The 14,860-nt window shown below is 43.7% G+C and carries 11 protein-coding genes; 4 read left to right on the top strand and 7 right to left on the bottom strand.

Annotated elements, in window-relative coordinates:
• Positions 1 to 76 precede the first annotated feature (76 nt).
• From QUB63_RS18300 to QUB63_RS18285, 4 genes are all read left to right on the top strand, one after another.
• Entirely contained in the window at positions 77 to 298 is a 222-nt protein-coding gene (locus QUB63_RS18300) for a hypothetical protein (RefSeq protein ID WP_332946690.1), read from the top strand.
• Complete coding sequence (locus tag QUB63_RS18295; protein ID WP_332946689.1) at positions 295 to 5,064, top strand: nSTAND1 domain-containing NTPase; 4,770 nt, start codon at positions 295 to 297, stop codon at positions 5,062 to 5,064. Before QUB63_RS18300 ends, QUB63_RS18295 begins: the two co-directional genes overlap by 4 nt.
• 105 nt (positions 5,065 to 5,169) lie before the next feature.
• A complete protein-coding gene (locus tag QUB63_RS18290) occupies positions 5,170 to 5,472 on the top strand; it encodes a hypothetical protein (RefSeq protein WP_332946688.1) in 303 nt (100 codons plus the stop codon).
• Positions 5,473 to 5,523: 51 nt separating this feature from the next.
• Positions 5,524 to 5,841: a hypothetical protein gene (locus QUB63_RS18285; protein WP_332946687.1), complete on the top strand. Its 318-nt coding sequence runs from the start codon at positions 5,524 to 5,526 to the stop codon at positions 5,839 to 5,841.
• A 329-nt stretch (positions 5,842 to 6,170) separates the two neighbouring features.
• Here the strand turns inward: QUB63_RS18285 and QUB63_RS18280 are convergent, their stop codons facing one another.
• The 7 genes from QUB63_RS18280 to QUB63_RS18250 all read right to left on the bottom strand — a co-directional run bounded on the left by QUB63_RS18280 (position 6,171) and on the right by QUB63_RS18250 (position 14,860).
• On the bottom strand, positions 6,171 to 6,929 hold the full coding sequence (locus QUB63_RS18280) for an SAM-dependent methyltransferase (protein ID WP_332946686.1): 759 nt from the start codon (positions 6,927 to 6,929) through the stop codon (positions 6,171 to 6,173).
• 179 nt (positions 6,930 to 7,108) lie between these two features.
• Positions 7,109 to 8,674 (bottom strand): radical SAM family RiPP maturation amino acid epimerase, encoded by a 1,566-nt coding sequence (locus QUB63_RS18275; RefSeq protein ID WP_332946685.1) that lies wholly within the window; start codon positions 8,672 to 8,674, stop codon positions 7,109 to 7,111.
• Between the two features lie 93 nt (positions 8,675 to 8,767).
• A complete protein-coding gene (locus tag QUB63_RS18270) occupies positions 8,768 to 9,082 on the bottom strand; it encodes an NHLP leader peptide family RiPP precursor (RefSeq protein ID WP_332946684.1) in 315 nt (104 codons plus the stop codon).
• A 111-nt stretch (positions 9,083 to 9,193) separates the two neighbouring features.
• The gene (locus tag QUB63_RS18265; protein ID WP_332946683.1) at positions 9,194 to 9,523 is read right to left on the bottom strand and encodes an NHLP leader peptide family RiPP precursor; all 330 of its coding nucleotides are present in this window, start codon (positions 9,521 to 9,523) and stop codon (positions 9,194 to 9,196) included.
• Positions 9,524 to 9,642: 119 nt separating this feature from the next.
• Entirely contained in the window at positions 9,643 to 10,425 is a 783-nt protein-coding gene (locus QUB63_RS18260; protein ID WP_332946682.1) for a helix-turn-helix domain-containing protein, read from the bottom strand.
• 74 nt (positions 10,426 to 10,499) lie between these two features.
• Positions 10,500 to 11,516 (bottom strand): hypothetical protein, encoded by a 1,017-nt coding sequence (locus QUB63_RS18255; RefSeq protein ID WP_332946681.1) that lies wholly within the window; start codon positions 11,514 to 11,516, stop codon positions 10,500 to 10,502.
• Positions 11,517 to 11,692: 176 nt separating this feature from the next.
• On the bottom strand, positions 11,693 to 14,860 hold the full coding sequence (locus QUB63_RS18250; RefSeq protein WP_332946680.1) for an NHLP bacteriocin export ABC transporter permease/ATPase subunit: 3,168 nt from the start codon (positions 14,858 to 14,860) through the stop codon (positions 11,693 to 11,695).

Genomic DNA, 14,860 nt, shown 5'->3' with positions numbered 1-14,860 from the left:
TGCACATTCAATACATAGTTTTACGAACAAGATCGCACAGCACGATAGAACATCGTAAATTCAAAGGAGGAACATCATGTTTGAATCAGTAAAAACGCCACAGATATCGCAAATTGAGGTGCTAGCATCCGATCTGGATAGTCCACGGAAGCTGAGCTTTGGCCCGGATGAGGCACTCTATGTCGGCCAATTGACTGGGTTTCCTTTCCAATCAAACATCGCACAAGTTTACCGCATCAATGTTACTACAAATGCTGAGTATTGCAGTGGTGGCAATTCATATAAGGCAGTCTCATGAACAAGTCAGTTGTAATCGATCTGGGAAACGGTGACTTAAGCAGCGGATTTCCAAGAGTTACCGCTCAAATTTGGACTGCGGGGCATCCCCACCCGGAACAATTTATCGGCAGCTTGCCCCCCGCACCAAGCTTGATTGATTTGTATAGGAATTGGCAGTTAATTTACAATAACTTATGCTCTCGTAAACAATTGCTGTCTCTGCCAGCGGTAGATGAAGATGATGACGAACTCGAAATCGATGCTGCGGGAATAACTAACGTCTCTCAGCTCAGTTTTGATGAAGTATGTCAACAGTTACAAACAGGGATTAATACTTTGTTGAAATCTCCAGATTTTATCAATATTGAATTGCAATTGCGATCGGCACTAAATCCATCAGAAGACATTCAGGTAATTATTGAAACGGGCGATGAATTGCTGCGGCGATTGCCTTGGCACAGATGGGATTTCTTTAAAGATTATCCCCAATCTGAAATGGCTTTGAGCGTATCAGAGTATAAACGCCCTACACCAAATTCCTCAAAACTAGGAAAAAAGCAAGTTAGAATTCTAGCAATTTTGGGCAACAGTCAAGGTATAAATTTAGAATCAGAAAGTGTACTTTTTAAGAATTTAGATGATGCAGAAATCGCGTTTATTGTCAAGCCGTCCCGCCAAGAATTTAGCGATCGCCTTTGGGACTCTTCAGGCTGGGACATTCTGTTTTTTGCGGGTCACAGTCAAACAGATGGCGAAACGGGTCGGATTTATATTAATGAAAATAAGACAAATAATAGCTTGACAATCGAACAATTAGAGGAAGCGCTCAAACAAGCTATTGAAAATGGTTTAACCCTAGCTTTTTTTAATTCTTGCGACGGATTGGGATTGGCTTTATCGCTGGAAAAGTTAAATATTCCTACAGTTATTGTGATGCGGGAGCTGGTGCCGAACCGCGTCGCTCAAGCATTTTTTGAATATTTTTTAGATGCTTTCGCCCAACAGCGGTTGCCTTTACATTTAGCAGTGCAGCAAGCGCGCCGGAAATTGCAAGGTTTAGAAGATGAATTTCCCGCTGCTTCTTGGCTGCCTGTAATTTGTCAAAATCCGGCCTTGGAAACACCGACTTGGTTGCAGTTAGGTGGAATTACTCCTTGTCCCTATCGCGGTTTATTTGCTTTTCGAGAAGAGGATTCACACTTATTTTTTGGACGCAAAAACTTTACGGAAGATTTAGCGGCGGCGGTGAAAACAAAGCCATTAGTAGCTATAGTCGGGCCTAGCGGCAGTGGCAAATCTAGTGTGTGTTTTGCCGGGTTAATTCCAGCACTGCGCCAGACAAAAATTCAATTGCAGATTATCTCTTTTCGTCCCGGAAACAATCCTTTTAAAGCTTTAGCGGCGGCGTTAGTTCCTCTTTTGGAGAAACGAGATAATCTCAATTCTGATCGTGACAGTGCGATCTTTTCCAGCAAAACTTACTGCACGCTCAAGCGTAAGATAGCGCGGTGTGCTGTGAGAAAAGCAGTGCCAAAAGCATTATTACAAGCAATTTATCACCGCAAATTAGTGCAGGTGTCCGATTCCTCGAATTCCGAATCGAATGCCCGCTGCTTATTTGAACGAAAATTAGAAATTTTGCTTCAACGAGATGACAAAGCTTTATACAAAATTATAGAAAGTTTTGTGGAGCACAACCCAGGCGTTCGCTTAGTTTTAATTGCCGATCAATTTGAAGAACTTTATACCCAAACTCCCGAAGCACAGCGCCAGCTTTTTTTGGAGGGATTGCTGACAGCAATCAGATTAGCTGGAGGGTTTACTGTAGTTTTAACATTGAGAGCAGATTTTTACGGACACGCGCTTTCTTGCCGCTCTTTTAGCGATGCTTTGCAGGGGGCTGTTCACAATTTGGGGCCGATGAGTCGTGAAGAATTGCAAAGTGCGATCGCCCAACCTGCCGCTTTAATGCAGGTAAAATTAGAAGAGGGACTAATAAATAAATTGATTGATGCAGCTTGGGGACATTCAGGACGTTTACCGTTACTCGAATTTGCCTTAACTCAACTTTGGTCGCAACAGCTTTGCGGGTGGCTGACTAATCAAGCATACACAGAAATTGGCGGCGTGGAAGAAGCACTGGCCAATCATGCCGAGGCAGTGTATGCCCAGCTTTCCGAGGCAGACAGGATGAGGGCACAGCGGATTTTTATTCAGTTGGTGCAGCCGGGGAGAGGGACGGATGTTAACCGCCGTTTGGCTACTCGCAGCGATGTCAATTCAGCAAACTGGGATTTAGTAGTACACTTGGCATCAAATCGCTTAGTGGTAACCAGCCACTGCGAATCTACTTTTGAAGAAACAGTAGAAATCCTGCATGAATCATTAATTATAAGCTGGGGTAGGTTGGGAAATTGGATGCAGGTTAACGCGGAGTTTCGCCTGTGGCAAGAGCAGATTCGGGGCGCAATTCGGACTTGGCAAAATAGCAATTTAGATGAAGGAGCTTTGTTGCGCGGCAAGCCTTTAGTTGATGCAGAATATTGGCAGCAGCAACGGCGGGATGAACTCAGCGAGGGCGAGAGAAGTTTTATTGAAGTGAGTTTGAAAGTTCGCGATCGCGAACTTTTCCAGCAGAAACAAAGGCGAAAACTCACTATCTCAGGACTCAGCACAGCTTTGGGATTAGCCTTGATCTTAGCTGGCGTAGCTTGGTGGCAGTCGCAGAATTCAGCCATCAGCGAAATCAAAGCTATTAGTGCGTCCGCAGAAACTCTCTTAACCTCAAATCAAGCGTTTGACGCGCTATTAGAAAGTTTGAAATCATCAAATAAACTCAATGAAATGCCGGGAAGTATGGCATTTTATAAGTTTCAGGAAAAAGCTGCGATCCAGAAGCAAATTGATAGTTTGTTGCAGGAAGCTGTCTATAAAGTCACGGAGCGCGATCGCTTGCAAAGTCACGAAGCTGCGGTGATGAGCGTGAGTTTTAGCCCTCAAGGCAAGACAATTGCCACTGCTAGCGCCGACAATACTATCAAACTTTGGAATTTAAATGGCAGAGAAATTCAAACTTTCAAAGGGCATCAAGCGCTAGTTAATAGTGTTGTTTTTAGCCCCAGCGCTCAGACAATTGCTACTGCTAGCGAGGACAAAACTGCCAAAATTTGGAGTTTAAACGGCAAAGAAATTAAAAGTTTAATCGGGCATAAAGCTGCGGTTAATAGCGTTGCTTTCAGCCCTGATGGTCAAACCATTGCTACGGCCAGTTCTGATAATACGGTTAAACTTTGGAGTTTAAAGGGCAAAGAAATTAAAAGTTTAATCGGGCCTAAAGCTGCGGCGAAGAGTGTTATTTTTAGCCCCGACGGTCAAACCATTGTTACGGCTAGTGATGATAATACTGTCAAACTTTGGAACCGGAACGGGAAAGAAATTAGAACTTTATCAGGACATAAAGATTGGATTTGGAGCGTTAGTTTTAGTCCAGACGGCAAGACAATTGCCACTGCTAGTAAAGACTCTACAGTCAAACTCTGGACGTTGGAAGGAAAGCAGATCGAAACCCTCAACGGTTTCGGATATTCGTTCACTAGCGTCAGTTTTAGCCCTGATGGCAAAACTATTGCGACAGCCAGCGCTAACAAAAAAGTCATTTTATGGAGCGCATCGGGTAAGAAACTTCAAATTTTAACCGGACATAAAGATTGGGTTTGGAGCGTTAGTTTTAGCCCCGACGGTCAAATGCTGGCTACTGCTAGTAAAGATCGAACTGTCAAACTTTGGCAGTTGAAAGGTAAAGAACTGCAAATTTGGTCGGCGCATGAAGGTGCAATCAATCGCGCCATTTTTAGTCGAGATGGTCAAATGCTTGCTACTGCTAGTCACGACCAAAGTGTTAAATTTTGGAGCAGGGCTGGGAAAGAACTGCAAGCTTTTAAAGGGTTTGATAGCAAGTTAACAGACATCGGTTTTAGCCGTAAGGGCGACAAATTTGCCACAGCTACCAGCGGGGGAAATGTCACAATTTGGCAGCGTAATGGCGAGAAAATTAAAAGTTTTAATAACCCCTCTGATTGGATATGGAGCGTTAGTTTCAGCCCGGACGATCGGACGATCGCCGCCACTAGCACTACTGAGAAATCAGTCAAACTTTGGAGCGTAGATGGCAATCAAAAGGCGGTACTCAAGGGGCATACAGATGGGGTAAACGGTGTCAGTTTTAGCCCGGACGGTCATAGAATTGCTAGTGCTAGTTGGGATAAAACTGTCAAACTTTGGAGCAAGGAAGGTAAAGAAATCGCCACGCTCAAGGGGCATAGCGACGGAGTTCACAGTGTCGTTTTTAGCCATGACGGTCAAACGATCGCTTCTACGAGCGAAGATAAAACAGCAAAACTTTGGACTCGTGAAGGTAAGGAAATTGCGACATTAAAAGCGCATAAAGATGCTGTTTGGGATGTGGATTTTAGCCCGGATGACCGCAGAATTGCTACTGCTAGTTGGGATGGTTCTGTCAAACTTTGGACTCGGAAAGGTAAAGAAATTGCGACGTTCAGAGGGCATGAAGCTAAAGTCCTCAGTGTCAGATTCAGTCCCGAGGGACATCAGCTTGTTTCTTCTGACGAAGCGGGAAAGTTAATTGTGTGGAATTTAGATTTAACACCTGACGATTTGCGGGTGCGCGGTTGCGATTGGGTGCGCGATTATCTACAGAATAATCCTCATGTTTTAGAGAGCGATCGCCACGTTTGTGACGGAATTGGGGAACATTCGTCAAGGTAGCGGAACCTGGACAGCACTGTACCGATCGACTTTGGCTTGATTAAGGATACAATAAGTTAGATTGAGTCCGCTGATTTCAAAATTCAGTGATGGGGAAAATTGGCTATGGATGCAACTGGTGCGAATCTGCCGCTTAAAAAAATGCAGTTTAAGATTGACACAGCTAAGAAAGAGCGGGAAGTAGCTGAGATTGTAGAGTCCGATGAATTTAAACTGTTGGAACAACAGGTAAGCAAGTTCAGAAATCAATCGGAAACAGCGATCCTGCTTCGCAGGGCTAACGCTAACGAATCTGCACTAGAGCCTGTGCTGGAGACAAACATCTCAGGATTGCCCGATCGCCTAGAAGTAGCTTTAAAAATTCAGTCCGAATCACAAAATTCCGCTGCTGTCAACCCCCAATTTTGAGATCATTGCCAGCAAGAACTGGCTCGCTGTATCGGGCCGCTCGCCCATTGTATGATTGAGGAGATATTAGCTGAATCTCCGCATTTAACGCCTCAGCAATTGGTGGAAGCGCTGGCGACAGAAATTTCCGAGTCTGGGCGATCGCAAAATTTTCTTGACAGCATCAAAATCCCGGCTGCATCTAACTCGGAAACAGAGACATCTGAGAGTGTGACTGACTCTGATAAAATGGGCGATTTGGGCGATCGTCTCAACCCGCAATTTCTAGAGCATTGCCGACAAGAATTGAGGTATCGATGTAGGGTGCGTCGCTCATTGATAGTCGTAAATAGCCAAAATTGTTGCTGCGACGCACCCTACTTTAACTGAAATTTTAAAATGGCGAATTAAGATTATTCGCCTTTCAACATATCCGGCAACCACAACATAATTAGTATTAGCAAACAGATAACTACTAAGCCAACACTAAAGATCATGGTGTCTTTTGAATCTTGTGCTGCTTGCATAATATAGAGTGTTTTTAACATAAAAAATTTCCTCAACTTTTCTAAATTTTAGATGATAATTAGTAGGTTGGGTTGAGGTACGAAACCCAACAAATTAAGGTTTGTTGGGTTTCACTATCGCTCAACCCAACCTACAATTCTCAATTTGAAATGGTAGAGATATGCCGGCGGAACATCTCTACCAGGTTTTGTTTAATCTGCCACAATGTCAATTAAAGGAAATGCCTGACACCAATTTTCTATGGATTTAAAAGCTTCCTGTTTGAGCTGACCCAGCATACTAAGATGATGTGGTGGAATGCGATTGCCATATACGCGGTCAAGGTTGTTTTGCCAGTGGACTAAGGTGGGAATTGATTGAGGTCTTCGATCTTGCATGAATTGAATTCGCCAGCCAGCTTGCTCAACATCTCGTCTCAGTTCAGAAGTGGAACAGAAGACCATTGAATCACCAAATACAGTTCGATTACCTTGATAGCTATCAGAGACGCAGTTAACCGAAAGAATGAGACGTGGTGCGTGCTGTCGAAGTTGTTGTAATAACTTGAATTTATCACGAATATGAGACAAAGCTTCCATCATGAAAATTAGATCATATTCACCATCAATTGTATCTTGTTCCAAATCACGCTGCCAAACATTTAAACCCGTACTTCGGCAGTATTCTGCTTGTGCTGTACTGATGGTAATTCCTTGGACTGAACAATTGCGTTCTTTGGTGATTAGCCTCGCTGGTCCTCCCCAACCACACCCCACATCTAAAACTCGTGAATCTAAAGGAATATAAGGGTAGAAATTTTTGATAGTTTGGCGCAAACCTGTTTCTAAATCTTCATCGCCCAGAAAGTATCCGTAATGGTAATGTAATTCTTCACCGATAATCTGTTTCCATTCATGAATTGATTCGTTTGAATAGAATTGGTTCAGATCAAATTTCGTTTTTGACTGCATTTTAATCCTCTTAATGTGGTTGTACATCACTAGAACTCCTGCATAAATCCTGAACGCCCCCTAAATCCCCCAATTCTGAGGGACTTTGACTCTTATTCCCCCCAAAGTTGGGGGGCTAGGGGGGCGAAAATTCTATTCGTGCAGGAAGTCTACAGAAGTCCCTGGCTGGTTTCAGGCATCTACTTTAAAGCGATCGCTTTTTCTTCTAAAATCGCTTCTTCATGACCTTGCCAAGGGACTGAAGGATAATGAGGAACCCTTAATTCAACATCTTTCGGTTTCGGTTCATCATCTAAAACTGCCTTCTTCAACATGAGGTTTAAATAGTGGAAGGTATAGGTAGATGGTATTCCACGCTCTTCCAATATAGAAACAATTTCTTCAGCAGTTTTACCACCTTGGTGAATTATTTCACCCAATTCTCTTAAAGGAGATTCCTGGCGAAACTTAAAGGTTTTGATGCGGTTTGAGAGCTTAAAACCATCAGCAAGGCTTTCATATTTTAGGTCAGGACGGAAGTTAACCAAATCTTGTGGTCTGACCTCTGTCGGCATATTATTATCAAGCATTCTTTCAAGAAGAATCTTTAAATCTTGACCATCAGAAAAAGTTCCTTCATCAAACACTATATAGCCTAGGGGCCAGCGCTCACTGGCATTACAAGGGCTGATCAATTTAACGCTACGCTCTACCATATTGAACAAGAATCCTGTGACGCAGGCAATGGTTCCTTGGTCTGGTAATTCGCTATCTTCTTGTCCTTTCTTCAGCTTTTGATCTCTAGAGCGACCAGCGTCAGCTTTGATACTATCAGCTTCCTGGTTTTGCAGTACTAAACTGACAAGAAGTAACTCTTCTGGAGTAAACTTTTCATGAACTTGATTGAGCATTTTCAAGGAAAGAATAGAGAAGCGATTATTCAAACATCCCTTTTCTTCTGAGACTTTTAGAAGTGCCTTGGTGCGATTTATATCTTTAAGAGGTTGAGCTGTTGTAGTTTGGGGAAATACTCCTAATACTTGATGAAAATCGTGGCAAAATTTTTCATAGTCAGGATTATCCAAGGGATCTGTCGCCCAGTAGCAAAAGCCTGCCCCTGCTGCTAGCCCTAAGATGTCTTGCATGACTTCTAGGACTTCATTCCACAATTTAGCATTTTCTGGGCTATACAGAAAAATATCACCTAGACGAGGCGCAGAGACACCACAGAAATGACATCCAACTGAACAACCTTTGCTAAGTTCCAAAGCCATAGGAACTTGAGCAATAGAATGGTGTACAGTTTGTCTAAATTGACTTTCTGAACGAGCGATTTGTCGTGTGCGCCATGCTTGAAAACGAGAATCTTTGAAAGAATCAAAAAGCAAGTCTAATAGGTTTTTGACTCGGAAACTTTCCTGAAAGTCATGACATTGCTTTAAAAGAGGATATGATTCTATCACTTCTGCTTCATTGGTTTTTTCTGTAAGATTTGTATCCCATACTGGTCTAATTTCTTCAGGATCAACTTTCAGCTCGTAGTCAGCAATTGCTTGATGAGGATTTGCTAACATCTGCTCTCGAAAATTTTGCTCCCCATGCCATCTCTGGCTTAAACGTTTTATGTAGCTAATAGATTTTAAGAATTCTGCATCCATTGCCTTCAAGTTGTCAAACTGGGCTTGTTGGAATGCTTTAAGATCGCTAACATTAGTAATGGGTTGAGGTGACATATTATCAGTTAAATTTTGAGTTGTTTTAGACATAGTAAGACTCCATGTAAGACGGGTTCTAGATAGAAACTATCGTTAAACTCAAACGACACTATAGGCTAGTACTAGATTTGGCAGTGAAACATCCTATATCTCAGCAGTATATGTATGACCGCAGGTCGTTACACCTCTTGCACCACCTGCCACAGCATCTAAAGCTTCATCAGATAACTCTTCAACAACTTCTGGTTTCTTAGGGATGACTAAATAGTAAGTGGTTGAGGTTTCTTCTAGTACCTGAATTTGTACATTATCCGGCACAGGAGAATTTAATATTTTGGAAAAAACTACTTTAGGATTACTAATTAATTCTTGCTTAAATTTATCACTTTCCCAAGCTTTGGCAATAAATTTTGCTGCTAACTCTTGTCTTTGCTTGAGTTCAGCATTTTGTACATTCATCACAAATGCTCCAATTCAAAAGTCTGAAAATTGCCAAGCTTTGTTGGTCTGAGAAAAACGGCGGTAGCCAGCTATATATATTTACTAACCGCCGTTAAACTAGAATGAGATTTAGAACTTGATGTATCCGCCACCGCCTTTATCGCCATCAATTCTGGTACCAACAATCCAGCCACCACCGGCAACAGCTTCCAAAGCTTCATCAGATAATTCTTCAGAAACTTCGGGATTCTTAGGAATGACTAGATAGTAAGTGTTGGGAGTTTCTTCTAGTACTTGCAAATCGACATTTTCGGGAAATGGTGAACCCATCGCTTTGGCAAAAGTCGCTTTCGGATTACTGAGCAATTCTTGTCGGAATTTGTCATCTTCCCAAGCTTTGGCAATACATTGGGCTTCTAGTTCTTGGCGTTGTTTGATGGAATCGTTTTGTGCAATCATTTGATATTCTCCATTTGGGTTGATATCTCATATATTAGTTAAAAAAAATGCTATATACAATGCACTATCTTTCGATTAAAACTAACAATTTTTTAGCGTGACTTATTTTTTGATTTGGACTAACAATTCTTTAGGTTATTCTCAACTATTAACTGTGTTCGTTGCCAGTTTCTCCAAACTTGGGGTGTAGTTCCGTGATATTGCCGAAACTGACGGAAGAAATGTGCCTCATTCTGATAGCCCACTGACCAAGCAATCTCATTTGCTGTCTGATTGGTGTCCAAAAGCAAGCGGCAGACCTCTGCCATTCTGCGCTCTACAATCCATTGGTTTACTGTTTTACCTGTCTGTCGTCGCACTAGGTCAGTGAGGTAAGCTGGTGAATAGTCAACTGCCTGAGCAACATCACACAAAGTAATGGCTTGGTGATAATTTGCTTCGATGAACTGGAAAACGTCATTCAGCTTGGGACTATTGGGAAAAATCGAGGACACGCCTTCTAGCTGCTTGTCTTTGATCAGCTCTTCGATGAAAACACAACAGCTTTCTTTATTTTTGTACTCCGAATAGTTAGCCGTAACCTCTACTGGAATAACCTTTTTTTCCTTATTTTGATAGATGTATCGACCGTGGATTGAACCTTGCTGTTTAATAGTTTTCCAGACTTCTGACCAAACTTCGGGCGTGAAATTTGGGTCGATATCTTCTACAGTCATAGTTAGCAAATCTTCACGGGAGTAGCCAGTAAATTCACAGGCTGCATCATTAACACACACAAAACCTGCTTCTGGAGTTATCCATAAAACTGCATCTTTAGCACTAGTTATTAAGAACTTAGTAAGGTTTAACTCCTCTTCTGACTGTGAGTTAGATTGGTTTGAATTCATCTTGGTATAAACCATTATTTAATTCACTGTATTTGCAGATTATTTAGTTTTGTCCTGTTGATTTTAATCAGATCAATTTTCTGCTCAGATCACCCGGCTATCCAACGATGACCAGAAGCTAAATACCCCTTAGCTTCCAAAGGACAGCCTGGCTGATAGACAATTTTTATATGATTGATCATTCTCCAATACACACTGTACATAGACTGGGAAAACACAGATTCCCAGCTTAGATTGCCTTCTTGTTTATATTTCTGTTTGTCAATTCCAGACCAAGTTAAAAGCGCATCTCGCTTGGCTGGAGTACATAACCTTGAATCAACCAAATTATCCAAAAATAAATGCCATCTTGGTTCATAGCGTGGCTGCTTTCTTAGGTAACATTCCAAACCAAGTCGAGGGTATATTATTTCACCCACATCAAAGGCTAGGACGACATAATCGACAAGTTTTGATAGATTATAGATTAAGGGGAAAAATGCCTCTGTCGGGTCACTCCAGCCAATTTTCAGGAGGTAATCTAATAGCTGGTCGGGAGGAATATTGATTACATTTACTCTGACTCCCAAACCAGGACGAGACAACATCACAGCAAAATGAGCGAACTGTGCTCCATCCGGTAGAAAATCAGCACAAAGCTTAAGATTTGATTCAATTAATGGCGATAATGGATAATTTAGTAAACCCAAAGCTTCTGAAATTAAATCAGGAAACGAACAATTAATTTCACGATTTAATTCTAAGAAAATACAAGGAATTGGTACAGAAGACAGCGACTGATCTAAATCAAATTCCATCCCAACCGCTTTCAACTTTTGATGTAGGCTTGATGTTGGATTAGTCCACTTTTGATAAAAGTCTTGAAATGAACACCATACAGGTGAAGTGAGGAACCTTTCTGGTAGAGATTTAGTGAGGGGAGGCAGATAAAAAGAGAAATCTACTTGTGTTTCATCAGTACTGAGACGACACTCGAAAAGATTCTCGGTCAAACAAGGTAAAATTGGCTCTAAACCTTGGATATGGGATACAACTTCCGGAGAAACTAAATCTGAGTGCAGATGGGGAGTAATAACTTTGAGATAATCTTCTATCGAACTATTCATCAATTATGCTCCTACTGGATGAATTACTTAACCGACATCGAGCCAATGACTTTTGCTAGGTATAACTAACTCTTCTGCGGATCTAATGGGTAAGAGTGCGATCGCTTTAAGCATTGACTCTGTATATCAAGTTAATAGGTAACAGTCGCTTTAACTTATGCAGTTTGTTCGTTCTGCTATAACTGCCGCGCCACCAATCGAGCAAATAACCCTTCTTGTTTAGCCAGTTCATCAAACGAACCTGCCTCCACTAAACGGCCAGCTTCTATTACATAAATGCGATCGGCATTTCGGATCGTACTCAAGCGGTGAGCAATGACTACTCGCGTCGCATTCAACTTGTCCAAACTCTCAGTAACGATCGCCTGCGTGCGGTTGTCCAAAGCACTGGTAGCCTCATCCATCAAAATAATTTTCGGTTTTAAGACGATCGCCCTAGCAATCAGCAACCGCTGCCGCTGTCCCCCCGAAAGATTCGTGCCGCCCTCACTAATCACAGTGTGCATTCCCATCGGCATTTGGTCGATATCCTCAGCAAAACCAGCCATTCGCGCCGCTTCCCACGCTTCATCCAGTGTCACCAATGCCCCGCAAGTCAGGTTGTCAAATATCGAACCAGTAGTCATTCGACCGTTTTGCAGCACAACTCCCAACTGCCGCCGCAAAGCCTGGATATCCACCCCCATCAAATCTTGGTCATCGTAAAAAACAGTCCCGCTTTGCGGCGTTTCAAACCCCAACAACAACCGAAAAATAGTTGATTTTCCGCTACCCGACGGCCCGACAATCGCCACAAATTCCCCCGGCTTAATCTGAATGCTCACATCCTCCAGAATCATCGGCCCGTCGTCGCGGTAGCGAAAAGTAACGCGATCGAGCACTATATGACCTTTTAAGCGACCCGGATCGCTCTGACTCGGGTCAGATTCTGGCGTTCCCTGGACGATCGCCCTAGCTCTTTCCCACAGCGGTACAATGCCTAAAATATCAGTCAAAGTATTGCTCAAATCAGTGACAGCAGACAGAAAAGTTCCAAAGGCAGAATTAAAAGCCAAAAATGTACCCGCATTCAGCCCTTGATTCCCTTTAGCTTGATTCATCTGCATAAACAGAATTGCAAACCAAAACATCAGTAAAGAACTCACCAACGGCAGCACTTCATTAAACACCGAAACGCTGTCATCAATCCGTTTGATCCCGAGCTTTAGCTTAATTCGCTGGCTGTACTTTTTCGCCCAAGCTGCAAAAGCTCGCCCTTCCGCCGCAGCTACCCGCAGCTTTGATACACCGTTAATTAACTCTACTGTCAGCCCGTTAATTTCACCGTGTGCCATCTCCATTTTCCGCTCTTTGCGAATCAACAAAACGCTAGATATTCCAGTCACAATTACCGCTACTAAAGTTAAACCAATTCCCACTAAAGCTAGCCGCACGCTGTAAAAGAACATCAGTCCCAAATTCAACAGAGAAAACACCGCACTTAAAAGAGTGCGTTGTGTTGCACCGCTGAGTTTGCTGCGGATCAGGCTGACTGCCTGCAAACGAGTTAGCAAATCACCAGAGGAATAGTTGCGGAAAAATGCTGGTTTTAAATTCAGCATTTTGTCCCAAACTGCTGGCTGCAAAGCTCCTTCAGCAGCGTTTTCTACCCTTAGCGTCAGAATTGTTTGAGCAATTTGAAACGCGGTTTTTCCAAGGGTGGCAGCCAACAGCACTAGCCCAATTTGCCACAGCACAATGCGATCGCTCCCAGGAATTGCATCGTTGATTACAATCGCCGTCGCTTGGGGCGTCACCATCCCCAACAGCGTTACCGCGATTCCGAGGACGATTACAGCGAACAGGCTTTTTTCAAAGCCTCTGATGCCAAATCGAAACACTTGAATGACGTTGAGAACTACAAGCGGCAGCGGTCGGTAAAACATTTGAGCTTCCGGCAACAGCGTCTTTGCTACTGCTGCTGTCACCGGAGTCCAAGTTCGCCGCTCCCCGTCAAACAAAACATAATTATTTCCCCGCGGCAGCAGTGCCACCGGCCTATTGTCTGATGCCATATAAGCCAATAGCGGGCCGTGTTCGCACCGCCACCAATTCCCGGCCAGCAACACCTGGCGGGTGCGAAATTGCGACGATCGCGCGATCGCCTCCATCGGGTCTTTCAGCCTGCTCAGATCCGCAGATTTCGCCGGCGGACAAATCGCGATTCCCATTGCCCGACCAACCGCCCCAGCAGCCGCCAGCAGAGGCGTTTCTTCCTCAAAAAACTTGGTTTCTTGAGGGTGAAGCAGTGCAACAAGTTGTCCCAGAGCACCGTCTGTCACCTGTTGATTCAGCTCCTCCCGCTGCAAAAATCGCTGAAATTCTGCTGCTGTTTCCTTGTTTAGCTGTAAATTCAAGCGATCGAAAAAATAGGCGTGCAGCAAAGCCAAACCAGCAGGAATTTGCTCGCTGTTTTCCAGTTGAGCCGTTGCCGTAGCCTGCAATTCAACCGAAGTCTCGGCCAAAAGCCACATACCAGGAGCGATCGGAAATCTTGCGGAAGTTGAATCTAGTTTCAAATCCTCGATTCCCATCCACCAGACAATGCCGCTGCTTAAATTTACCCAAACTGGGCGATCGTTTTCTGGTGAAAATACCTCTGCTATTTGTAATGATAAATATTGAGAATTGGGGAATTGGGAATTGGGAATTGGGAATTGGGAATTGGGAATTGGGAATTGGGAATTGGGAATTGGGAATTGGGAACTTGTACTGAGCGTAGCCGAAGTATTGTGGATTTCTGCTTCGGGTAAGTCTCCTGTTAACTGTTCTCCTAAGTGTTTTACCCATGTTTCTAGGAGAGCGATCGCCTTTGTACGATCGGCTGCAACGGGATCGGTAAAATCTGCGATCGCCAGCGGCAGCAATTCTGTTTGTTCGATCGCCACTGCCAACATAGCCCACCCGTCCCGCAGCGCCGCCCCAAACAAAGCCTCACCTGCGCTGACACTGAACAGATAGTGGCGGTGTCCCGCAGGTTCGTCGGCCTCAACCTCGGTCGCAAACACCGCCAGAGTGCCGGACTCGATCGCCCACACCGTCGCAGCGTCATCCAGCAGCAGCGGTTCGTTGCCTCTAATTCGGCGCACTTCCCCAGCCGGATTGAGTAAAAGCGGCGGGGAATTGCGATCGTTTTGACTGCGGTCAAACACTGGCTGCGTCGGAGCGTCCGTTACTGTATCTGCTGTCTGGGAAATTGGTGCCGGTGAATTGCGATCGCGAACAGAAATTTTAGGGAAAAAATTCTGCCGTTCTCCCGAACCAGTGCCGTTATTTTCGTGCGATCGCGGATTTTTGCCTTCCAT

The organism is Microcoleus sp. ARI1-B5, from assembly GCF_036705795.1.
Classification (GTDB): Bacteria; Cyanobacteriota; Cyanobacteriia; order Cyanobacteriales; family Microcoleaceae; genus Microcoleus.
The sequence above is the reverse complement of the archived record's forward strand: the minus strand, read 5'-3'. Positions and strand labels throughout refer to the sequence as shown.

Excerpts from the sequence above, each read along its gene's own strand:
- QUB63_RS18300 (WP_332946690.1), top strand. The coding sequence starts at position 77 with ATGTTTGAATCAGTAAAAACGCCACAGATATCGCAAATTGAGGTGCTA.
- QUB63_RS18295 (WP_332946689.1), top strand. The coding sequence starts at position 295 with ATGAACAAGTCAGTTGTAATCGATCTGGGAAACGGTGACTTAAGCAGC.
- QUB63_RS18290 (WP_332946688.1), top strand. The coding sequence starts at position 5,170 with ATGGATGCAACTGGTGCGAATCTGCCGCTTAAAAAAATGCAGTTTAAG.
- QUB63_RS18285 (WP_332946687.1), top strand. The coding sequence starts at position 5,524 with ATGATTGAGGAGATATTAGCTGAATCTCCGCATTTAACGCCTCAGCAA.
- QUB63_RS18280 (WP_332946686.1), bottom strand. The coding sequence starts at position 6,929 with ATGCAGTCAAAAACGAAATTTGATCTGAACCAATTCTATTCAAACGAA.
- QUB63_RS18275 (WP_332946685.1), bottom strand. The coding sequence starts at position 8,674 with ATGTCTAAAACAACTCAAAATTTAACTGATAATATGTCACCTCAACCC.
- QUB63_RS18270 (WP_332946684.1), bottom strand. The coding sequence starts at position 9,082 with ATGAATGTACAAAATGCTGAACTCAAGCAAAGACAAGAGTTAGCAGCA.
- QUB63_RS18265 (WP_332946683.1), bottom strand. The coding sequence starts at position 9,523 with ATGATTGCACAAAACGATTCCATCAAACAACGCCAAGAACTAGAAGCC.
- QUB63_RS18260 (WP_332946682.1), bottom strand. The coding sequence starts at position 10,425 with ATGGTTTATACCAAGATGAATTCAAACCAATCTAACTCACAGTCAGAA.
- QUB63_RS18255 (WP_332946681.1), bottom strand. The coding sequence starts at position 11,516 with ATGAATAGTTCGATAGAAGATTATCTCAAAGTTATTACTCCCCATCTG.
- QUB63_RS18250 (WP_332946680.1), bottom strand. The coding sequence starts at position 14,860 with ATGGAAGGCAAAAATCCGCGATCGCACGAAAATAACGGCACTGGTTCG.